Annotated in this window: 16 protein-coding genes and 2 pseudogenes; 6 read left to right on the plus strand and 12 right to left on the minus strand. The window is 43.2% G+C overall.

The window, feature by feature from the left end:
• Positions 1-287 precede the first annotated feature (287 nt).
• A complete protein-coding gene (locus M3593_RS13150) occupies positions 288-1,442 on the plus strand; it encodes an ROK family protein (RefSeq protein WP_251542786.1) in 1,155 nt (384 codons plus the stop codon).
• Between the two features lie 51 nt (positions 1,443-1,493).
• Here M3593_RS13150 and M3593_RS13155 read toward each other — a convergent pair whose 3' ends face one another.
• The 5 genes from M3593_RS13155 to xylF all read right to left on the minus strand — a co-directional run bounded on the left by M3593_RS13155 (position 1,494) and on the right by xylF (position 7,480).
• Positions 1,494-2,477 (minus strand): glycoside hydrolase family 43 protein, encoded by a 984-nt coding sequence (locus M3593_RS13155; protein ID WP_251542784.1) that lies wholly within the window; start codon positions 2,475-2,477, stop codon positions 1,494-1,496.
• 71 nt (positions 2,478-2,548) lie between these two features.
• Entirely contained in the window at positions 2,549-3,538 is a 990-nt protein-coding gene (locus M3593_RS13160; protein WP_251542783.1) for a Gfo/Idh/MocA family protein, read from the minus strand.
• Between the two features lie 43 nt (positions 3,539-3,581).
• Complete coding sequence (locus M3593_RS13165; protein ID WP_483308962.1) at positions 3,582-4,736, minus strand: sugar ABC transporter permease; 1,155 nt, start codon at positions 4,734-4,736, stop codon at positions 3,582-3,584.
• Positions 4,723-6,261, minus strand: a complete 1,539-nt coding sequence (locus M3593_RS13170) for a xylose ABC transporter ATP-binding protein (protein WP_251542781.1) — start codon at positions 6,259-6,261, stop codon at positions 4,723-4,725. Before M3593_RS13170 ends, M3593_RS13165 begins: the two co-directional genes overlap by 14 nt.
• A 133-nt stretch (positions 6,262-6,394) precedes the next feature.
• Positions 6,395-7,480, minus strand: coding sequence for a D-xylose ABC transporter substrate-binding protein (gene xylF / locus M3593_RS13175; RefSeq protein WP_251542779.1), 1,086 nt, complete (start codon positions 7,478-7,480; stop codon positions 6,395-6,397).
• A gap of 344 nt (positions 7,481-7,824) precedes the next feature.
• On the opposite strand from xylF, the gene M3593_RS13180 reads away from it, so the two are divergent.
• From M3593_RS13180 to fdhF, 4 genes and pseudogenes are all read left to right on the plus strand, one after another.
• On the plus strand, positions 7,825-9,084 hold the full coding sequence (locus M3593_RS13180) for an L-lactate MFS transporter (RefSeq protein ID WP_251542777.1): 1,260 nt from the start codon (positions 7,825-7,827) through the stop codon (positions 9,082-9,084).
• Positions 9,085-9,132: 48 nt separating this feature from the next.
• Positions 9,133-9,933, plus strand: coding sequence for a formate dehydrogenase accessory sulfurtransferase FdhD (gene fdhD / locus M3593_RS13185; RefSeq protein ID WP_251542775.1), 801 nt, complete (start codon positions 9,133-9,135; stop codon positions 9,931-9,933).
• Between the two features lie 17 nt (positions 9,934-9,950).
• Positions 9,951-10,112 (plus strand): annotated as a pseudogene (locus tag M3593_RS24260) (hypothetical protein); the annotation flags it as partial.
• 24 nt (positions 10,113-10,136) lie between these two features.
• Positions 10,137-12,002, plus strand: coding sequence for a formate dehydrogenase subunit alpha (gene fdhF / locus M3593_RS24265; protein WP_353056097.1), 1,866 nt, complete (start codon positions 10,137-10,139; stop codon positions 12,000-12,002).
• A gap of 111 nt (positions 12,003-12,113) precedes the next feature.
• Here fdhF and M3593_RS13200 read toward each other — a convergent pair whose 3' ends face one another.
• From M3593_RS13200 to M3593_RS13215, 4 genes and pseudogenes are all read right to left on the minus strand, one after another.
• The gene (locus M3593_RS13200) at positions 12,114-12,485 is read right to left on the minus strand and encodes a hypothetical protein (RefSeq protein WP_251542770.1); all 372 of its coding nucleotides are present in this window, start codon (positions 12,483-12,485) and stop codon (positions 12,114-12,116) included.
• Positions 12,486-12,777: 292 nt separating this feature from the next.
• On the minus strand, positions 12,778-13,458 hold the full coding sequence (locus tag M3593_RS13205) for an N-acetylmannosamine-6-phosphate 2-epimerase (RefSeq protein ID WP_251542768.1): 681 nt from the start codon (positions 13,456-13,458) through the stop codon (positions 12,778-12,780).
• Positions 13,459-13,523: 65 nt separating this feature from the next.
• Positions 13,524-15,408: pseudogene (locus M3593_RS13210) on the minus strand (fructose-specific PTS transporter subunit EIIC).
• 127 nt (positions 15,409-15,535) lie between these two features.
• Complete coding sequence (locus tag M3593_RS13215) at positions 15,536-17,479, minus strand: BglG family transcription antiterminator (protein WP_251542765.1); 1,944 nt, start codon at positions 17,477-17,479, stop codon at positions 15,536-15,538.
• 129 nt (positions 17,480-17,608) lie between these two features.
• Between M3593_RS13215 and M3593_RS13220 the strand changes: the two genes are divergently transcribed.
• Positions 17,609-17,995, plus strand: a complete 387-nt coding sequence (locus M3593_RS13220) for a GNAT family N-acetyltransferase (protein ID WP_251542763.1) — start codon at positions 17,609-17,611, stop codon at positions 17,993-17,995.
• 376 nt (positions 17,996-18,371) lie between these two features.
• On the opposite strand, the gene manA is transcribed toward M3593_RS13220, so the two are convergent.
• The 3 genes from manA to M3593_RS13235 all read right to left on the minus strand — a co-directional run bounded on the left by manA (position 18,372) and on the right by M3593_RS13235 (position 21,987).
• Complete coding sequence (gene manA, locus M3593_RS13225; protein WP_251542761.1) at positions 18,372-19,316, minus strand: mannose-6-phosphate isomerase, class I; 945 nt, start codon at positions 19,314-19,316, stop codon at positions 18,372-18,374.
• A gap of 70 nt (positions 19,317-19,386) precedes the next feature.
• Positions 19,387-20,259: an ROK family protein gene (locus M3593_RS13230; protein ID WP_251542759.1), complete on the minus strand. Its 873-nt coding sequence runs from the start codon at positions 20,257-20,259 to the stop codon at positions 19,387-19,389.
• A gap of 111 nt (positions 20,260-20,370) precedes the next feature.
• Positions 20,371-21,987, minus strand: coding sequence for a glycoside hydrolase family 13 protein (locus M3593_RS13235; protein ID WP_251542757.1), 1,617 nt, complete (start codon positions 21,985-21,987; stop codon positions 20,371-20,373).
• Between the last annotated feature and the right edge of the window lie 19 nt (positions 21,988-22,006).

The raw sequence follows: 22,006 nt of genomic DNA on the forward strand, positions 1-22,006 counted from the left end.
GTTTTTAATAAAATGTAAATGCTTACAAAAGTTTTTTCTACAACGTTGCTACAAACAAATTATAGCATCCGATACTTAGTTTGTCTATCTGATAAACTAAGATAACCTAAAGAAATTTTGAAGTTTTATCAATAGGTTCATAGTAACCCCCATAATTAACACTACACAATAACGGTTACCCCCGTTCTAGATTTGAAAAGTTATTTAGTGGATGATTACAAGTTTGTATGTTTGAACAACTAAGTTTGTGTTAAAATAAAGATATTATCGTATAAGGGGTTAAAAAAGTGGGAACTTTGACGTGGAATCAGCATGTTGTAAAGAAAAATAATAAAGCACTTGTCCTGAGTTTGATCATTGAAAAAGAGACGATTTCCCGGGCGGATATCGCCGGTGTAACAGGATTGAATAAGACGACTGTTTCTTCTTTAGTCAATGAATTATTAGAAGAAGATCTTATTTATGAATCTGGCCCAGGGGTATCAAGCGGCGGCAGGAGGCCTGTCATCCTCCATTTCAATAAAAAGGCTGGATATGCGATTGGCATCGACATTGGCGTCAATTATATCCTGGCGGTTTTAACTGATTTAAAAGGACAGATCATCGTTGAAAAAAGCCAGAACTTATCTCGAACCTCTTATTCGGCCATTATGAATAACGTTCAAACAATGATTCAATCGCTTATGGATGCCATGCCTGAGAGCAGATATGGCATTGTCGGCATTGGCGTGGGTGTCCCAGGGATCGTTAATAAAGAGGGGTCCGTCCTGCTTGCTCCAAATTTAGGGTGGACGAACATCCAACTAAAAGATGACCTGGAAAAGATGTTTAATGTCCCAATTATTATCGAAAATGAGGCAAATGCCGGGGCTGTTGGCGAGCAGCAGTTTGGCGCAGGCCAGGATTATGAAAACATCCTCTATGTCAGTGCAGGAATTGGAATCGGTGTCGGAATTATTTTAAACAATGAGCTCTACCAGGGGAAAAGTGGATTTTCAGGTGAAATGGGCCACATGATTATTGAATTGAACGGGAAACATTGTAACTGTGGCAGCAGAGGATGCTGGGAAGCCTATGCCTCTGAAAACGCCCTGCTGGAAATGGCCGGAGAAAGTATTGATTCACTGGAATCGCTGATTGAGCTTGCTCAAAACGGAGAAAAATCAGCAATCGACCTTTTTGAAAAGATTGGCCAGTACTTAGGCTTCGGAATTAATAACATCATTAATACCTTCAATCCTGACCAGGTGATCATTGGAAACCGTTTAGCCATGGTAAGAGAATGGATTGAGCAGCCTATTCTTACAACGATCGAGAACCATACACTTGCGTTCCACCAAAAAGAGACACACCTGGAGTTTTCAAAGCTTGGAAAATATTCAACTGCTTTGGGAGTATCTGCTTTTGTCGTAGACAATTTTATTAAAACAGAAGAAGCATAGATAACAAACAAAACCCGATTCAGCCAATGAATCGGGTTTTTCTCTGTAAATTTATCGATCACCATAAGGATTAATCGTTTGGATCGTTCCATCTTCATTATATTTTAGTTCCGTGAATTTTACCGAACGTTTATGGTTCACGCCGCCTGACATCGAGCAGTCATGATAGAATAAATACCATTTATCCTTGAACTCAACAATCGAATGGTGGGTTGTCCAGCCGCTGACAGGTGTAAGAATCGTGCCTTTGAACACAAATGGCCCCTGTGGATTCTCGCTGACAGCATAAACAATTTTATGAGTCGTGCCGGTAGAATAAGAAAGATAGTAGAGACCATTGTACTTATGGACCCATGGACCTTCAAAATATCTGCGGTCCTCTTCGCCTGCCAGAATTGGATTGCCATCTTCATCAACAATGGAGATTTCCTTTGGCTCCCCTTTGAAATCCAGCATATCATCCGTTAATTCAGCAACGATTGGCCCTAGAGCAGGTGCCGTTGGAGCTGGGCCTTCAGCATCAGGGACGAACTTGCTTGTCTGCCACTTTTCAAGCTGTCCACCCCAGAGGCCGCCAAAATAAACATATGCTTTTTCATCCTCATCCACTAACACCGCCGGGTCAATACTGAAGCTGCCAGGAATATAATTCGGCTCAGGCTTGAAAGGACCCGCAGGATTCTGGCTTGTCGCGACGCCAATCCTGAAAATCCCCTCTTGATCGCGCGCCGGGAAAAATAAATAATAGGTATTATTTTTGTATGCAGCATCAGGAGCCCAAAGCTGCTTGCTTGCCCAGGGGATATCTTTTAGATGAAGCACTTCCCCGTGGTCAATACATGGGGCATCGGCACCTTCCATGGAAAGGACATGATAATCCTCCATTTTATACTGGTCACCATTATCATTGGAAGGCTCATCATGATCAAGGTCATGCGAAGGATAAATATAAAGCTTGCCTTCAAAAACATGCGCGGAAGGATCTGCCGTAAAAATATGCGTAACCAAAGGTTCATTCTGCTTGGAATTTTTCACACTGATAACCTCCATGTTCATATCGGTGGGACAAAGGAACGGTCCCCATGTCCCAGGTTATTATCCAATCTTTATACTGTTACCTTTTCATCCTTTTCCAAAGAGGAATAGCAGGCATCAATGACACGCATATTTGCGATGGTCTTTTCTGCTGGATAAATCAGCGGTTTCTTTTCAAGAATCGCTTCTGAAAAGTGATCCACTTCTCCTAAATAAATATCTCCTTCAACCTGCTCGGTTCTTTGCTGGCCATCAGATTCAACCGTTATGGATCCTACCCCGTCACTGACATCCGGACGGAAAGCATTTGGTACCAGGACTCTTCCCTTTGTTCCGACTATCTCATATTCATTTCTGAATGATGCCTCAAAGCTGCAATCAAAGACACCTTGAATGCCTTGGTCAAATTCCATGTAGGCAACAGCTGAAACATCTACGCCTGTATCCGGGTCAAGCTTACCATGTACACGGATATTCGCAGGCTCGGCTTCTAAAACCGTCCGCATCGCATGGATGCAATAGCAGCCAATATCATAAATACTGCCGCCACCCAGACTTCGATCCATACGGATGTTCGTGTCACGGTCCTCCATGTAAAAGGAGAAACTGCTTCGCATCAGCTTAACCTCCCCAATTTCACCAGAGGCGATGATTTCCTTCACACGCTCATGCTGAGGATGAAATTGGTACATAAAGGCTTCCATGAATACTACACTCTGTTCCTTGCAGTACCTGTCCATCTCGATCATTTCCTCAGCAGTTAGAGCTGCCGGCTTTTCACAAAGAACATGTTTCCCGTGTCTGGCCGCTTCGAGAACCCATTTCCGGTGAAGGCTGTTAGGCAGCGGAATATAGACAGCATCGATATTCGGGTCTTGCAGCAGTTCTTCATAGGTTTCATATGCTCGTTGAATATTCAGTTCCGCAGCTGCCGCAGCACCCTTGCCATTCGAGCTGGCAATCGCTTCAACCTCTGCAAGCGCAGATCGTTGAATGGCAGGAATGACTTGCGTCTGCGCTATGTTAGCGGTACTGAGAATTCCCCATTTAATTTTTCGCATCGAACATTCCTCCCTTAATTATACGTCTTGATGAATGGACTGCCTATTTCTTGCTTGAAATATCAATCCAAACTGCGACAATCAAAATCAGGCCTTTCACAATATATTGCCAGAAGGTTTCGATGTTCATCATGCTCATCCCATTATCGATACTTGCCATGATCAATGCACCGATCAGCGCACCAACAATTTTCCCTTTGCCGCCAATCAAGCTTGTTCCACCGATGACACAGGCCGCAATCGCATCGAGCTCATACATGTTTCCTGCGCTTACTGTTGCTGCGTTCAATCTGCTTGTCAATAGAACACCTGAAACTCCGGCAAGGGCACCCATGGTGATGAAAACCCAGAGTGTGTTCTTTTTAATATTAATGCCGGAAAGCGCAGCAGCTTCCTGATTGCCGCCAATTGCATAAACATATCTTCCAAATGCCGTTTTATTGGAGATGAAAATAAAGATTCCGGCAAGGACAACTACAATCAAAATAGGAAGCGGAATACCCAGGTAGCGGTTTAACATATAAGTAATCAATAGGATGAAGAACGAATAGGCGGAAATCTTGCCATAATCCATTTTGGCAGACGGCAGAATCAGCCCCATGCTCTCTCTCTTCTTACGGTTTCTAGCAGTCCAAAAGAAGAGCAGGACAATGCTGATGACTGCAAGAATGTAGCCTGGAATGTAAGGGAAATAGCTATTCCCGATTTCTTTAAAGCTGGCATTCATCGGAGCAACAGTCTGCCCTTTACTGAGTCCAATCAAAATTCCACGGAAGATTAACATTCCGCCAAGGGTCACGATGAAGGCTGGTACGGCACGGTAAGCGACCCACCATCCCTGCCATAAGCCAAAGACGGCCCCGATTACGACTGCAGCAAGCACGGCCATCAATGTGTTCCAGTCATACCATACCTGTAAAATTGCAGCAATGCCGCCTGTCAAACCGACTAATGAACCGACAGATAAGTCAATATGGCCGGCGACAATAATTAAAGTCATCCCAATTGCAAGAACCGCAATCACGGACATTTGCGTAAATAAGTTTGATATATTGCGCGAAGATAAGAACTCGCCGCCTGTAAAAAAGCCAAAAATAATCGCGATTAAAACCAATGCAATGATAAGAGTGTAAGCCTGCATGTCAAACTTGAAGCTGAGTCCCCTATTCACCTTTGCTGTATTCTCAACTGTTGGCAATTGATTCACGTTTCTTCCCTCCTGTTGCGAATGTCATGATTCTTTCCTGTGTCGCTTCGTCTCTTGAGAGTTCTCCTGTAATGGTCCCTTCCGACATGACCAGAATCCTGTCTGACATCCCCAGGACTTCCGGCAGCTCGGAAGAAATCATGACAATCCCTACTCCCTGCTGGACAAGCTCATTAATGATCTTGTAAATTTCATATTTTGCACCAACGTCAATCCCTCTCGTTGGCTCATCGAGGATCAATACCTTAGGGTCATTCAGGATCCATTTACTTAAAACGACTTTCTGCTGGTTCCCTCCACTTAATTGCCCCACCTTTGTTTCAAGGTTCGGAGCTTTCAGCTTCATCCTGCTGTTGATTTCAGAAGCACTTTTCACTTCAAGGGCCTGGTCAATCACCTTCAGTTTCATGACCTTATTTAAAGCCGTCAATGTCGTATTCTTGGCAATATCCATACCAAGCACAAGGCCATATCGCTTACGATCCTCAGAGACATAGGCAAGTCCTGCTTTTATGGCATCTGCCGGCTTTTTAATATCCAATACCTTATTATCGATTGAAACAGTTCCGTGCTTCTTTCCTTTCAGGCCGCCAAAAAGACTGATGAATAATTCCGATCTTCCTGCGCCCATCAATCCTGCGATTCCTAATATCTCACCTTTTCTCAAGGAAAAAGACACATTATCAATAACCGTTTTTCCGCTTTCGTCGATCGCAGAGTAGTTTTGAACCTCAAGGATCTTTTCATTGCTGATGGAATGCGCTTCATATGGAAACAGCTCTTTTAACTCACGGCCTACCATCTTCGTTACGATCTTATCCTCTGATAGCTCATTAATTGGATCCGTGCTGACTGTCTGGCCATCCCTTAAAATCGTGACTGTATCTGCCAGTGCCATTACTTCGCCAAGCTTGTGTGATATGTAGATGCAAGTAACACCCTTAGCGCGAAGATCATTGAGCAGCTTCATTAAAATCTCGACATCACTTTCAGTCAATGCTGCTGTCGGCTCATCAAGGATCAATATATCGGTCTTTTTTGTCAAAGCCTTCGCTATTTCAATCAGCTGCTGCTTTCCGACTGTCAAATCTCCCACTCTGGTCTGCGGATCAATATCAAGGCCAATTTGGTCCAGCCACTTTTGTGCTTCCGAATAAATCCTGTTCCAATTGATGACTTTTGCTCTCATATAGTCGTGACTTAAAAATAAATTCTCAGCCACAGACATTTCCTCAACCAATGCCAGCTCTTGATAGATGATCGCTACACCGGCATCCTGTGATTCTTTAATTGATTTAAACTGAACTTCCTGGCCATTTATTAAAATTTGCCCTTCATATGTACCATGCGGATAAACCCCGCTTAAAACCTTCATCAAGGTTGACTTGCCAGCACCATTTTCGCCACAAAGTGCATGGATTTCACCTTTACGGACTGAAAAGGTAACATTGTCCAAAGCTTTAACTCCGGGAAACTCCTTCGTAATACCCTTCATTTCGAGAGCATAGGGTGTCATTTCCGCTTCACCACCTTAAGCTTAAATTTCGTAGTTTTACAGATAGAAAAACTCCTGGCGAACAAATTTAAAGCCAGACTGACTGCCTATCATTTGATTTGCCAGGAGCGCTAATGAATCTTGATTCCTTTTATTAAGGGCGTGCTGGACGCTCACCTTCAGGTACATTTTTATAAACATCATCATAAGAGTGGAATCCATCCTTGATGACTGTATCAACAATGTTTTCTTTTCCTACCTTGATTGGATCAAGCTTGATGAAAGGCACATCCAGTTTTCCATTATTCACTGTTGAATCAGCTTCAGGTTTTTCGCCCTTAGCCAGTTGTACGGCAACCTCAGCACTTTTCTCGGCAATCGCTTTAATAGGTTTATAGACGGTCATTGTTTGAAGCCCTTCAGCGATACGCTGAACACCTGCCAAGTCAGCATCCTGGCCCGAAATGGCAACCTTACCTGCAAGACCTTGAGCCTCTAGTGCTTGAATCGCTCCGCCAGCCGTACTATCATTTGAGGCAACCACCACGTCAATATCATTTTTATTGGCAGTTAAAGCATTTTCCATGATCTTAAGAGCCTCGTTTGCGTCCCAGCCTTTTGCCCACTGGTCACCAACAACTTCAATATCGCCTTTATCAACAAGCGGCTGGATGATGTTCATTTGGCCCTCTCTGAACATTTTCGCATTGTTATCAGTTGGGGAGCCGCCCATCAAGAAGTACTTTCCTGTTGGCACTTTTTCTACTAAATATTCAGCCTGCATTTCTCCAACCCTTACATTATCAAAAGAAACATAAGCATCAATATCAGTACCATTTATTAAGCGGTCATAAGCAAGAACTGGTATCCCTTCAGCTTTTGCCTGGTCCACTACTGTTGTAAGAGCATCAGAGTTGATCGCGATAATGACAAGTGCGTCAATATCTTGAGAAATCATGTTCTGAATCTGGGAAACTTGTTTCGCCTCATCACCATTTGCCGATTGAACCAATACATCTGCACCTAATTCCTCTGCTTTATCAACAAAGAAATCCCTGTCATGCTGCCAGCGCTCCAATGTTAAGTCGGAGACCGACAGGCCGATTCTTAACTTGCCATTCCCCTCGTCCTTGGCGTCACTGCTGGCCCCTTTGCCGCCAGCATCCTGTCCACATCCAGAAACAACAAGCACTAAAACAAAGACAAGCAGAGCCGATAGAAAACCCTTACATTTTTTCACGAACCATTTCCCCCTCTTATTTTTTAATTGTTTAATTAATTTCATTTTAACAACGTGCACTTAGTTTGTCCAGAAGATAAACTAACTTTTTGTGAGCATTTTAGAATTGAAATAATCAGGACCTTTGCTAAGTTAAATTTAGTCATAGTGAAGAAGAAGATCCTATTATATTAGAAATGACCAGGAATCCATCGGCATCATATTCATTCTGTTCTCTTGAAAGAAAGTAATGAAGAACTCCCCTTCTCTTATTCCTTTACTAAAAATTGTTCGAATTTCGTAACATTTATTGTCATAAAGTATATCAAAGCTTGTAAACAAGTTTATAAAGGGGGAAACAGTGAATGGCTGAAACGAAGAAAAATCGCTGGTTGATTGCTGCTGCCGCTGTGGGGATTCATATCTCGATTGGTTCTGTTTATGCTTGGAGTAATTTTACGAACCCGTTGAAAGAGTTGTTTGGCTGGTCTGATTCTGAAGTGGCCCTTACCTTCAGTATCGCCATTTTGTTCCTGGGTCTTGCTGCGGCCTTTTTGGGTCATTTTGTGGAAAAGCATGGTCCGAGGAAGTCTGGACTTCTTGCGGCGACCTTTTTTGGAATAGGGATTGCTGGTTCCGGGATTGCCGTCTTGCTAGGTTCTAAGATACTCCTTTATCTGTTTTACGGAGTTTTAGGAGGGATTGGACTTGGTGTTGGCTATATAGCACCGGTGTCTACGCTCGTAAAATGGTTCCCTGACCGGCGCGGGCTTGCCACGGGGCTTGCGATCATGGGATTTGGCTTTGCTGCAGCCGTATCCAGCCCAATCATGAACAGTTTGATTGAAAGTGTTGGCGTCGCAAACACGTTTTTCATTTTAGGAAGTGCTTACTTCATTTTAATGACCGCATCGTCTTTGTATTTGGAAAAGCCGCCTGAAGGATGGATGCCGGAGGGCTTTAAGGAGAAGGTTGAGTCTGGTACCGCAAAGCCAGTCATGGACCTTTCCCAGCTGACAGCGAACGAAGCGGTAAAAACAACCCGTTTCTGGTATTTATGGCTGATGCTGTTCATCAATGTCACCTGCGGCATCGCGATTTTGGCGGTGGCGAAACCGCTCGCGATGGAGTCGATTGGAATTGGGACAGCCGCCGCTGCCGCTATGGTTGGGGCAATCGGAATCTTTAATGGCCTCGGCAGGATTGGCTGGGCATCGATTTCCGATTTCATTGGTCGGCCGAATACGTATACAACCTTCTTCATCCTGCAAATCGGATTGTTTTTCATGCTTCCGCACACAACGAATGCCCTGCTTTTCCAGGTGATGCTTGCCGTCATTTATACTTGCTATGGCGGAGGATTCGCGTCTATCCCTGCCTATATCGGTGATTTATTTGGCACAAAACAGCTCGGTGCCATCCATGGCTACATTTTGACAGCGTGGGCAGCGGCCGGCCTAGTGGGACCAATGTTTGCCGCCTATATAAAAGATACTACCGGTTCGTATGCCGGCAGCTTATCGGTGTTTGCAGGGTTATTTGTCGCAGCCTTCATCATTTCCCTGCTGATCAGGGTGGATATGGCTAAGCTTCGAAAACAAAATGAATCAGAAATAACAGCTTAGATTCCCGTTCTACCTATTTTGTTTTTGGACGGGGAGGAAACAAGAATCGTGAAAATGACGAGAACGAAACGAACCATTACCCGTTATGAAAATGGGAACGTTGAAAAAATAGAGGACGATATTGCGACCGAAAAACCTTTTACGATCAAATTGAATGAAAAAGAATTTGCTACTCTCGTCTGTACACCGGAAAACATTGAGGATATGGCCATTGGATTTTTAGCTTCAGAAGGTGTGATCAGGAAATTTGCCGATATCGAGGATTTATGGGTTCAGGAAAAAGAAGGTTTTACCCATGTAAAAACAAGCTATACCAACCCTTTTTATGAAAAGTTTCACTCGAAGCGTTATATCACCTCCTGCTGCGGCAAAAGCAGACAGGGATTTGTCTTCTTTAACGATGCAAGGCTATCGCACCATTTTAAACAGGTGAATGTTCTACTAACCTATCAAGATTGTTTTCGATTAATGGATGAGATGCAGAATCTTTCATCTGTTTTCCAGGATACAGGCGGGGTCCACAATGCGGCACTGTGCACAAAAGACGGTGTCTTGCTGTCCCGCCTGGATATTGGACGCCATAACGCCCTGGATAAAATATATGGCTATTGTCTCCGTCATCAGATTTCATTGGCAGATAAAATCATCGTGTTCAGCGGACGAATTTCGTCTGAAATCGTCACAAAGGTCGCCAAAATCGGATGCGAGGTGGTGCTATCGAAATCCGCACCGACAGAAATGGCACTTGAGCTTGCAGAAGAACTGGGCATGACGACGGTTGGTTTTATCCGGAACAATTCCTTGAATGTGTACACAAGGCCAGACCGAATTGTAGAAATGATCGATTAAGGGGGTATGAAACCGAAATGCATACGCAACCAAATCAAGTGGAAACGATATGCGGTTTTTGTGGGACAGGATGCGGTCTTGTCGTCGAAACCGAAGATAACAAGATTAGCAAAGTAAAAGGTTATAAGGAAAACCCTTCAAGCCACGGGGAAACCTGTGTAAAAGGCGCACTGGGATGGGGATATCTCCATAGCGACCGGAGGCTGACCCAGCCGTTGATCCGAAAAAATGGAGAGCTGACACCCGCGAGCTGGGAAGAAGCGTTGAATTTGATAGCAGAAAAATTTGCGGATATTAAAGAAAACCATGGACCGGATGCCTTTGGCTGTTTCAGTTCTTCGAGATCGACCAATGAGCTGAATTATCTCGCCGGAAAGTTCATGAGGACGGTTATTGGCACCAATAATATCGATAGCTGTAACCGAACCTGACACGCTCCAAGCGTCACCGGTCTGGTGACTGTGTTCGGTATGGGTGCTGCCACGGGGTCTTATGATGAACTGGAGAACACCGATGTGATTCTTGTCTGGGGAAGCAACACGCAGGAATGTCACCCGATTATTTTTAACCATATGCGCCGCGGCATTAAAAATGGGACAAAAATGGTCGTCATCGACCCCCGTCAAATTGACCAGACGAAACTGGCCTACAAATGGCTGCCAGTCCGGGTCGGAACCGATATTGCTCTGGCGAATGCGATGGGCCATGTCATCATTGAAGAGGATTTAGTGAATAAAGAATTCCTTCAAAAGGCAACAGCACAGTTTGAGAAGTATAAGGAAGAAGTCAAGAACTACACTCCGGAATTCGCGGAGCAAGTCACCGGCATTCCTGCGGATGATATTCGGGACATCGCCAGGCTTTATGCAAATGCCGATAAAGCAACGATCTGCTGGACATTGGGAATTACCGAACATCATAACGGAACCGAAAATGTCTTTGCCTTGATCAATCTAGCCTTATTGACCGGGCATATCGGGAAGTATGGCTCTGGGCTCAATCCATTGCGTGGGCAAAACAATGTCCAGGGTGGCGGAGATATGGGGGCCCTGCCAAACAGGCTCGTTGGCGGCTGGAATTACAACGACCCTGAAGGCAGAAAATTGCATGAACAGGTCTGGGGTGCTCCAGTTCCAGAAAAGATCGGCAAGCACCAAACATTGATGCTCGAGGCAATGGAGAAAAATGAAATAAAGGCCGTCTATGTGATTGGCGAAAACCCCGTCCAATCGGATGCCAATGGAAATCAGGTGGAAAAGATCTTCAAAGACCTCGATTTCCTCGTTGTCCAGGACATTTTAATGACTAGAACAGCGATGCTTGCCGACGTCGTTCTTCCGGCAACAGGCTGGGCTGAAAATGATGGGACACTGGTCAACTCCGAACGTCGGATTCAACGCGTCCGTCCTGCTCTAAAAGGACCCGGTGTGTCCCGGCATGACCATGACATCATCCAGGACATCGCCAATAAGATGGGAGCGAAATGGAACTATGAGTCGGCGGAAGAAATATGGGAGGAAATCCGCAAGCTTGCCCCTAATTTTGCCGGAATCACGTACGAACGAATTGACAAAGAAGGCGGCCTGCAATGGCCATGTCCAGATGAAAATCATCCAGGAACCCCTTTCCTCCACAGCCGACTCTGGTCAAAAGAGATTGGGTTGAAGGCAAAATTCATGCCCACCCACTACCAGCCTCCTGCAGAGGAGCCGGATGAGGAATTCCCTTTAATGCTGACTACCGGCCGCAGACTGCAATTTTATAATACAGGCGTACAAACACAAGATTATAAAAAAGCGAAAAATGCAGAAGAAGCCTTAGAAATTCACGCAGACGATGCCGTAAAATATGGCTTCCAAGACGGTGACCAGGTAAGGGTAAGCTCAAGAAGAGGAAGTGTCGTAACCAAAATCAACATCAGCAAAAAGCAGCCAAAGGGCTTAGTCTTTATGTCCTTCCATTTTCCTGATCAGGCTAGCACGAATTTGTTAACGAATTCTGCTACTGATCCACTTGCAGGGACTGCGGAGTTTAAGGCTTGTGCTGTGAGGATTGAGCGGATTAATTAGTTATAGCGCAGAAACTAAGAAATTAGTTCATTCAGCAAACAAAACAACCATCCCCTCTTTCAAAATGGATGGTTGTTTTGTTTGCATTATGTCTTCGACCCTTGAGTATTATTAGATTCCCCGACTCCTTGCATAACACATGAACCGAGCATCTGAAGTTAACAATCTTTGTGCATAGGAAAGGTCATACAATTCTTTGTGCTCAAAAAAAAGCTTCTTAGCATATGGAAGTTTGACTTCCCGGACCGCTTCATTTAACAAATTAAGTAACCGCTTTTCTTTTTCACTCAGTTGAATAAAATTGGCATCTTCCTTTTCTTTAGCAATTACTTTTACCAACTCTTTTGTCTCAGCGCCGAGCAACTTATAGTTTAAAGGCTCAGTAATTCTGTTCCATTCTTTTAGAATCATTACTTCTAGCGGAACTAAATTGCTGTTTCTCATAAAATTTTTCAAGTTACATACAACACTCTCAATTTTCAAAATTCATCCCATCCACCTGATTAATATAATCTACTCATTATATTAAATAGGATTTATGAACCAGTCAGTATTATTTTATATATTCGCAAACTATTTTAAACGAGTGTACTTCATATATGGATTAAAAGGTCCTCCCTCTACCCGGACAAAATTATGTCCCTAGACTACCGTTGGGTTGTCGGCAGCTCCCCTAGATGCAAGATTACCTTTGGTGTTATCTACAATATAGATATGAAACGAAATGTTTCTTTTGTAACATCTGTAAGCAAAACTTCCGCACTGATATTTAAAATTATCCCTCCATCGATTCCAAAAACCTTCTCGTAATAGTGTGCGGCCTGGTAATGGCTCCCCCAACAACAACGGCGTGTGCCCCTAATTCCAAACATCTTCTGGCCATCTCAGGTGTAAGAATGTTCCCTTCAGCGATAACTGGAACTTTTACTTTAGCGACCATTTCTTTTAAAACCTCAAAGTCATTTTCATATATTTTTTGTCCGGTTGTCCCTTCGGTATAGCCTACTAATGTAGTAGAAACACAGTCAAATCCCAATTCCTGTGCAAATTCGGCCTCTTCCAAAGTTGATACATCAGCCATAAACATCTGCAGAGGATATTTCTTTTTCACTTCGCTAAAGAAGGTTTTCAAATCCCATCCACCAGGACGATTCCGATTTGTTGCGTCAACGGCAACCATCTCAGCCCCAGCAACGACTAGTTCATCCACTTCTTTTATCGTAGGAGTGATGTATACTTCAGAATCAGGGTAGTCCTGTTTAACAATTCCAATAACCGGCAGATTTACATTTTTCTTTATTTCCTTTATATCAGCTGCTGTATTTGCCCGGATTCCGACAGCTCCTCCCTGCTCTGCAGCGAGAGCCATTCTGCCCATGATAACTGGGCTGTGTAATGGTTCATTTTCAAGTGCCTGGCATGATACAACCAGACCTTTATGGATTTCTTTCAGCATGACAAAGTCTCCTCCTATCATATAAAAAAGAGAAGAGATCAATTCATCTCTCCTCTTCACTTATACTATTCGATTTCTTCAAGAAGCTTATATGCGTCCTCTGTTGTCTGGGCATTGATTAGAGACGCTCTGAACTCTTCATTCATTAATTTACGGGACAGCATTTGCAGGATCTTCAAGTGCTCGTTCCCAGCGCTTTCTTCTGGAACTGCAATCATGAAGACGAGCTTGGCCAACGATCCGTCAGCACTTTTCCAATCCACTCCATCCCTTTTGATCCCAAAAGCAACCTGAGGAGTTGTTACAGCTTTTGACTTGCCGTGAGGAATGGCAATACCAAAACCTATTCCTGTGCTGCCTTCGTCTTCACGTTTTTCAATCGCTTTCCTGAATTTACGCTTTGTTTTAAGCACACCTGCTCCATCAAGCTTTTCGATCAATTCATCGATAATCTCTTTTTGGGTTGAGCCTTTAAGCTCAGTGCTAATAAGCTCGCGGTTAGTCAAATCTGTTAATTTCATTTATAACACTCCTATCAGATGCTAAGCAAAGTTGATTTTAGACGTTCTTTTTTAATACGTTAACCATTAATGCTGCTACAATTACCCCTGCAATAATGCCAATGAAGTACATAACCGGATTGGAAATGGCTCCAAGGACAGCTACTACCGGTCCTCCGTGCGGTACGTTATTTCCCACGTTGCCGAGCATGGCGATGACGGATGCTACCATGGATCCGACCATGATACTAGGAATAACGCGGAGCGGATCTTTCGCCGCAAACGGAATCGCGCCCTCTGTGATACCTACAAGACCCATTGCCAGCGCAGCTTTACCTGCTTCCTGTTCAGCTTTCTCGTATTTCTTTTTGTTCAATAATGTTGCAACGCCCATAGCCAGTGGCGGTACACAGATTGCCGCAGCAATCGCTCCCATGATTTCAGTGTTACCTGCTCCAATCATACTTGCACCAAACAGGAACGCAACCTTGTTAACAGGGCCACCCATGTCAAACGCAATCATTGCGCCAAGAAGCAAAGCCAGAACGATACTGCTCGCTCCCTGCATGCCATTTAGGAATGAAGTCAATCCATCCATCAAGCTTGCAATCGGAGCACCTACTACGAATATAAACAATGCTGCTATCGCTAATGATGCTAAAAGTGGAATAACAAGGATTGGCATGATTGGCTGGATCATCTTTGGAACCGGCCATGTCTTAATCCACTTAGCAATGTAACCCGCTACGAAACCAGCAAGGATTCCGCCAAGGAAACCAGCACCTGCTTCACTGTCATAAAAACTTCCGTTAGCTGCGATATATCCGCCGATCATACCAGGAGCAAGACCAGGGCGGTCAGCAATACTCATTGCGATAAAACCAGCAAGGATTGGAACCATGAAAGTGAATCCTGCAGAACCTACGCTAAGAACTTTATTCCACATAGAACCTTCAGGAATCGCCAGACCAGTATCTGTTGGTTCACCACCTAGTGCCAAAGCAAGAGCGATCAATAGTCCTCCTACTACAACGAATGGAATCATGTAGGATACACCATTCATCAAGTGACGGTATACAGGATTCTGCTTGCTCTTTCTATCTTCTTTCACTTCATTGATGGACTTAAGGTCACCTTTATACTCTGGCACATTATCAGTTTCAAAGCGTTTAATTAAATCCTCTGCTTTATGAATACCATCCTGAACGCCAGTTTCAATTAGCTTTTTGCCAACGAACCGGCTTTTATCTACTGTTTTATCTGCAGCAATGATAATGCCGTCTGCTTCCGCAATCTCTGCTGCTGTAAATTCATTTTCTACGCCAATTGAACCTTGAGTTTCTACCTTCATGGAAACACCCAGCTTTTCAGCTGTTTTCTGAAGACTTTCTGCTGCCATATACGTATGGGCAATACCATTTGGACAGGACGTAATCGCCAATAACTTCATTTATTTTACCTCCAGTAAAAGTAAACTAATAATAATTACATTCTTATAGTAACGCTTACAATCCCATCCAAAAGAACTACTTTTACCGTAAGTTGCGGTAAAAGTAAATTAAGTAAAAGCGCTTTCACTAATTTATGATTTTCAATACCTCTTCAGGAGTTGAAGCTTTAGCCAGATTAAAGAGCGTTAAATTGTCGTCCATCATTTTGGAGATTTCTTTGAACAACTCTTTTAACAATCCTTTGCTTTCATGGTCTATCGCTAGAAGAAACACTACTGACACCTGATCACTCCCCCATTGTATTGGCTCTCGATACAATGCCACTGCCAATTTAGCTTCCTTAACAAAATCGGGATTGCCGTGCGGAATGGCAATGCCGCAGCCAATTACGGTAGAGGACTGCTCTTCCCGTGTAAAAACCGATTGTTTATATTCAGGTTCAATATACCCTTTTTCTATCAGGATATCTGAGAGCCTGCCAATGATCCCCGGCCTTGTATCCCGGTCAGGATTAATAACGATAAGTTCTTTCTCCATCAGATGGCTGATTGTTTGGAACTTCGTTTCTTTCTGCTCAAGAACTGGATTCTCTAACATGTCTTTTATTTTCCGTTCCTCTTCTAACATTAAAAAAGGAGAAACCGTAATAATCGGCACCGGGCCACTTTCAAAGGGAACTGTACTGATGATTAGGTCTGGGTTTTTATCATTGATTTCCTTTTTAACATCTTTTACTGAAGAAGTACCCACAATCTCAAGGTTATGAAATTTTCTTTCAAGCTTGGTCTGCATCAGCTGTGACATACCAACACCCATTGAACAGACCAGTAAAACTTTCCTATTGTTGAACGTCTGCTTTCCAAGCCTCTCAAAGGAAGCTTGAAAATGCAGAGTAATATAAGCAATTTCGTCCTCAGGAACGGTAATTTGGACACCCTGCAGAACAGCTGGCATCACATAAAAAATCGTTTCAAATAGAGTAAAATACATACTCTTTATGTCATTGAGCAACGGATTCTCCACCGGGAAGGAATATTTTAGCCGGTAAAAAGTCGTTTGCATATGCAATGCAAGCCCTATCAAAAGATGATGGTCATTATAATAAGGGTCTCCAGTCACATCGGAAACGGCTGATATCAGTTTTTTTGTAAAAGAAACAGCATCCTGGTCCAGTTTTGCCAGCTCATTTCCCAATTTAGCCACATCAATTGTAGAAGGGTAATATATCTTAGAACCAAGAATCCGTAATGTGATATAAATAATTTCTTCCCTTGGAAGGTTGATCGCCATAGCTTTCTCAAGATCCTTGGCAAAATTACGGATTACATTATATTCGGTTTTCTTTTCAATAAGAGCCATATCCTCATCTGAAAGCTCAATCCTGCTTCCTTGCTTCACTCTTTTAATAGAAATTAAAATATGAGTCACAAGGTTTTCAAGGGCCTCATCGGTAAAAGAAAAACCAAGCTTGCCTTCCAATTTCCTTAACCTGCTCTTGGTAAAATCAATTTCTCCTTGTGCAAATATACTTACAACCGATTTCCGTTCCTCCGCAGCGGCTTTGATGATCATATGGGTGACCTGTGAAAGTGCGGTTCGCCAGTTCTTCTCTACACCTATAACTTCAATTCCATGTCCCTGCTTCTTTAATAATCGTAAATCAAACCTTGCCAGCCATTCTTCAACTTCTTCAAGATCATTCCGGATAATGGTCTTGCTGACATAAAAATGCTCGGCAAATTCCTGTAAAGTCGAGGGGCCATCTTTTAACAGCAGCATTTTGATGACGTTTTGTTTCCTTAAAGTGTCAGAGACCTCTTCACCGTTCGTTTTCATAATTCTTTGAAGAACAATTGCTTTTTCTTCCTTTTTTCCTTCAATAAAGATGCCCAATCCGGGTTTCCTTACTAAAATTAAGTTTGTTTCCGTATTGAGCCATTCATCTATGACTTTAAAATCATTCCTGATCGTTTTTTCTGAACACCCCGCAATGTCAGCCAATTCTTTTACAGAAAAGGTCTGTTCACTTTCCAGCAAGGCTTTCAATACCTCATAGTTTCTACTATTCATATAATCCCTCTTACAATCGTTATCCCATAATTCTAGCCATATATCACGCTTTTGTCAGTGAAAAGAATTGCTTTGCATTCTTCCTTCTGCAATACTTATTAAAACTATTTTATTACTGGAGGAATTCATATGCAAAGGCTGCCACTCATAATGGTACATCCCTTAACAAACATTCCCTCATACCCCCTCCCTGAACCTTATAAAATAAGAAGTTTCAAAGAAAATGAAGAAAGCTGGGCAGACATCAAAACAAAAGCCGGTGAGTTCGATTCGGTAGAGGCAGGGTTGGACCGCTTCAGACAGGAATTTGCTCCACATCCAGACGATGTCAGGCAACGAATGTTTTTCATAGAAGGTGAAAACGGGCAAGCCATAGGCACAGCAAGTGCATGGTATGGCGAGCTAAACGGCGAAGAAATGGGCAGGATCCACTGGGTTGGTATCGTACCAGAACACCAAGGAAAAAAGCTTGCAAAACCATTACTCACCTTCCTGCTCCAACAATTGGTCAGCTAGCATGGAAAAGCATATCTGAAAACCCAGACAACAAACTTGAAAGCTATTAATGCATATTTGAATTTAGGATTTGAACCGTACATAATGGACAAAACAGAAGAAGCACTTTGGGAGCAAGTTTATGGAGAATTAGATTCTATGAGGAAAAATTAATGCCTTAACCTATTTTTAATACTATTTAATAAAATAAGCTTACTTCGGTCTCCTTTACTTCTTGTAGGGAGACTATTTAATTCCTAATGCCACTATTTAAAACGGAATTCTCCTAATAAAACCTTTACATCGCATTGCCTATAGCCTCCAATTATCTTGGTAAAGGTTTCACTCCACAAAAAAACAGCCGCTATTTTTATAACGACTGCTCATCCCATACATTTTACAAATGCGAAACAATCAATTCAGCATTCCCCTCTAGTTCATATTCACCAAACCCAGATGGAAGCAGGAAATGATCCCCTTTCTTAAACTCATACTTACCATTGCCCTGAACAAGTGAACCTGTTCCTTCAATAACGCTCACCAACTGGAAAGCCAGGTTCTGATTCAATTTTGCGGTGCCTTCTAATTCCCATTTATGGACGGTAAAGTAGTCGCTTTCCAAAAATGTAGTGATTTTCATATCACCTGATGTTTTGGCAACAGGCTGGATTTCCGGCTTAACAGCTGGCACAGTTGTTACCGCAATCGACTGCTCGATATGCAGCTCGCGCAGATTGCCTTCATTGTCCCTGCGGTCATAGTCATAGACTCTGTATGTCGTATCTGAATTCTGCTGGGTTTCAAGAATGACAATTCCTGCTCCGATCGCATGCACAGTCCCGCTTGGAACAAAGAAGAAGTCTCCTGGCTTTACAGGTACCTTCGTTAGAAGCTCATCCCATCTTCCTTCATGGATCATTGCCGCAAGCTCTTCTCTTGTTTTCGCGGTATGGCCGTAAATGATTTCCGCGCCTTCTTCGCAATCGATGATATACCAGCATTCCGTCTTACCCAGATCACCTTCGTGCTTAAGACCATACTCATCATCTGGATGCACCTGGACTGATAAATCCTGAGCAGCATCAAGGATTTTCGTTAACAATGGAAAGCGGTCACCATCAATATTGCCGAAAAGCTCACGTTTGTTTTCCCAAATTTCACCTAATGTTAATCCCTTATATTCTCCATTCTTCACAACACTCTGGCCATTACTGTGCGCAGCAAATGCCCAGCACTCGCCAGTTTGAGTGGAAGGAATATCATAGCCGAAGGATTTCAGCTGTTCTCCTCCCCAAATTCTTTCCTTGAAAACCGGTTCAAAAAATAGTGGTTGTATCGACATGTTCACAGACCTCCATAGTAACAATTCATAACTACCATATTAGTAGACATTTTCAGGGAGAGCAATACTATTAGGTTTTTTCTAGTAATTCTAACGCTTCCTTAGCAAGTAAGAGTGAGCCTATAATGCCAGCGTTATCACCGAGGCCCGGTTTTACAATATAATCAGATAGCTCAGGCAATGTAACATAACCATTCACGAGCTCTGGCAGATATTTATAGACAGAGGAAAACACCTGCTCCTGATTCATAACCCCTCCGCCAAGGATGATTTTTTTCGGCGATAGAATCAATATATACTGCATCAGTGCCTGTGCGATATAATACCCTTCCATATCCCAGACTTCTTCGCGCCCAACCAGTTCAGCACCTTTTGAGCCCCAGCGTGCTTCAATAGCAGGACCTGCAGCAAGTCCTTCCAGGCAATCTGAATGGTAAGGACACTTTCCAGCATATTGGTCCTCTGGGTGCCGTCTTACGAGGATATGCCCCATTTCAGGATGCGAAAGCCCTTGAATCAGTTTCCCCTGAACAACAGCCCCTGCCCCAATTCCTGTCCCCACTGTAATGTAGAAGCAGCTGTCCAGTCCTTTCGCAGCACCAAATGCAGCTTCTCCCAATGCAGCAGCATTAACATCCGTATTAAAACCAACTGGAACATCTAACGCCTTTCTTATTTCCTGAACAAAAGGAAAGTCTCTCCAGCCTGGTTTTGGAGTCGATGTAATAGAACCATATGTATCACTATCCGAGTTTACATCAATAGGCCCGAACGAACCAATACCAATTGCATCGATCTTATACTTATTAAAAAAGGCGATCACTTTGGGCATTGTTTCAGCTGGGATAGTGGTTGGAATCTGGATTCGTTCTACGATTTCCCCTGTTTCATCTCCCACTGCACAAACAAACTTAGTACCTCCTGCTTCAATTGCTCCAAGCATTATACTTCACTCTCCTTTTCCGTATTCGCTAGTTCCAATATTAGTCTTTTTCTAACATACTAAAGCCTTTCAAAACAAAAGAGAAGTGCATTCCACACTTCTCCACGTCAATTACTGCTTCTCAATCCGGTAAATCCTGGCCTCATATGGCCGTAGCTCAACAACTTCTTGGTCATCAACCTGATAATTCCCCAAAATCAGCTCTTTCAACTTAAAGTTCAAATCTGAAGGAAGTTCAAGCTGCGATTTCTTATCAGAGATATTCAGAACCACAAGCCACTGCTCATCTTCCAATTCCCTTGTATAGGCATAAATTTCCGGATGATTGTCCAGGTAAGTTTCAAAGGTGCCATACACCATGACTTCATTTTCTTTTCGCAGCTGGATTAGCTTCTTATAGAAATAGAAAACTGAGTCTGGGTCAGCAATAGCCTGTTCAACATTGATTTCCTCATAGTTTGGATTGACTTTAATCCATGGTTTTCCTGTAGTGAAGCCGCCATTTTCAGATGTATCCCACTGTACAGGCGTCCTGGAATTATCGCGGGAAAGCAGCTGCAGACTTGCCAGGACCTCTTCTGGATTGCGGCCCTTGCCTACTTCTTCCTTAAACTTATTCTTCATGGCGATATCATTATAATCATCAATCGAGTTAAACCTGACCCCAGTCATCCCAATCTCTTCACCCTGAAAAATGTATGGCATTCCTGGCAGCGTATGAAGCAGTGTCGCAAAGCACTTAGCAGATTCAACCCGGTAGGCAGTGTCATTCCCAAACCTGGTAACGATCCTAGTATGGTCATGATTATTCAGGAACTGAGAGTTCCATCCTTTTCCCCACATGCCTTCATACCATCTTTTTTGAATTTCTTTGAATTTCTGCATATCCCATGCAGCCATATAGTCGCAAACTTCAAAATGGAAAAGGGTATGAAGTTCTTTCCTCTCTTCACCAACATACAACACACCATCTTCAGGAGTGACAAACGGAATTTCCCCTACAGTAAAGACATCATAATGGCGGAGAACTTTTTCATGCATTTCCTGCAGATACTCATGAATTCCGGGATTATTCCCTAAATAGGAGATATCGAGCGGGTTTTCAGCATCCGGGAAGCCATCAAGTTTAGCAAGCAGGTTGATTACATCCATGCGGAAGCCATCAATCCCCTTTTTCAGCCAAAAGTGCATCATTTGATAAATTTCTTCCCGTACCATAGGGTTCTCCCAGTTCAAATCTGGCTGCTCAACTGCAAAGGAATGAAAGTAGTACTCACCCGTCTGCTCATCGAATTCCCATGTTGATGGAACAAAATAGGACCGCCAGTTGTTCGGCTCTTTTCTCCAAATATAGTAATCTCGCTTAGGATGATCCTTTGAAGACTTTGACTCCAGAAACCATGGGTGCTGATCAGATGTATGATTGACAACCAGGTCCATGATCAGTTTCATGTCCCGCCTATGAACCTCATCAAGCAGCCTGTCGAAGGTTTCTATCGTTCCCGCCTTCTTCATCACTGCCTGGTAGTCAGAGATGTCATAGCCATTATCCACATCAGGAGACTCATAGAAAGGGTTCAGCCAGATGACATCAACACCCAGCTCTTTAATATAATCAAGTTTTTCGATAACTCCTTGCAAGTCACCGTAGCCGTCACCATCCGTATCGTAAAAACTCCGCCAGTATACCTGGTAGACTACAGCTTCCTTCCACCATGTTTTTTTCATCTGTCCTCTCCCTTTCCAG

Origin of the sequence: Mesobacillus sp. MER 48, from assembly GCF_023714225.1 — a bacterium.
GTDB lineage: Bacteria > Bacillota > Bacilli > Bacillales > Cytobacillaceae > Mesobacillus > Mesobacillus oceanisediminis_A.

Bases quoted from the DNA above. Each gene is read 5' to 3' on its own strand.
- M3593_RS13160 (WP_251542783.1), bottom strand. From the start codon at position 3,538: ATGCGAAAAATTAAATGGGGAATTCTCAGTACCGCTAACATAGCGCAG.
- M3593_RS13235 (WP_251542757.1), bottom strand. From the start codon at position 21,987: ATGAAAAAAACATGGTGGAAGGAAGCTGTAGTCTACCAGGTATACTGG.
- M3593_RS13180 (WP_251542777.1), top strand. From the start codon at position 7,825: ATGGCTGAAACGAAGAAAAATCGCTGGTTGATTGCTGCTGCCGCTGTG.
- M3593_RS13230 (WP_251542759.1), bottom strand. From the start codon at position 20,259: ATGCTTGGAGCAATTGAAGCAGGAGGTACTAAGTTTGTTTGTGCAGTG.
- M3593_RS13205 (WP_251542768.1), bottom strand. From the start codon at position 13,458: ATGCTGAAAGAAATCCATAAAGGTCTGGTTGTATCATGCCAGGCACTT.
- manA (WP_251542761.1), bottom strand. From the start codon at position 19,316: ATGTCGATACAACCACTATTTTTTGAACCGGTTTTCAAGGAAAGAATT.
- M3593_RS13170 (WP_251542781.1), bottom strand. From the start codon at position 6,261: ATGACACCCTATGCTCTCGAAATGAAGGGTATTACGAAGGAGTTTCCC.
- M3593_RS13215 (WP_251542765.1), bottom strand. From the start codon at position 17,479: ATGAATAGTAGAAACTATGAGGTATTGAAAGCCTTGCTGGAAAGTGAA.
- M3593_RS13220 (WP_251542763.1), top strand. From the start codon at position 17,609: ATGCAAAGGCTGCCACTCATAATGGTACATCCCTTAACAAACATTCCC.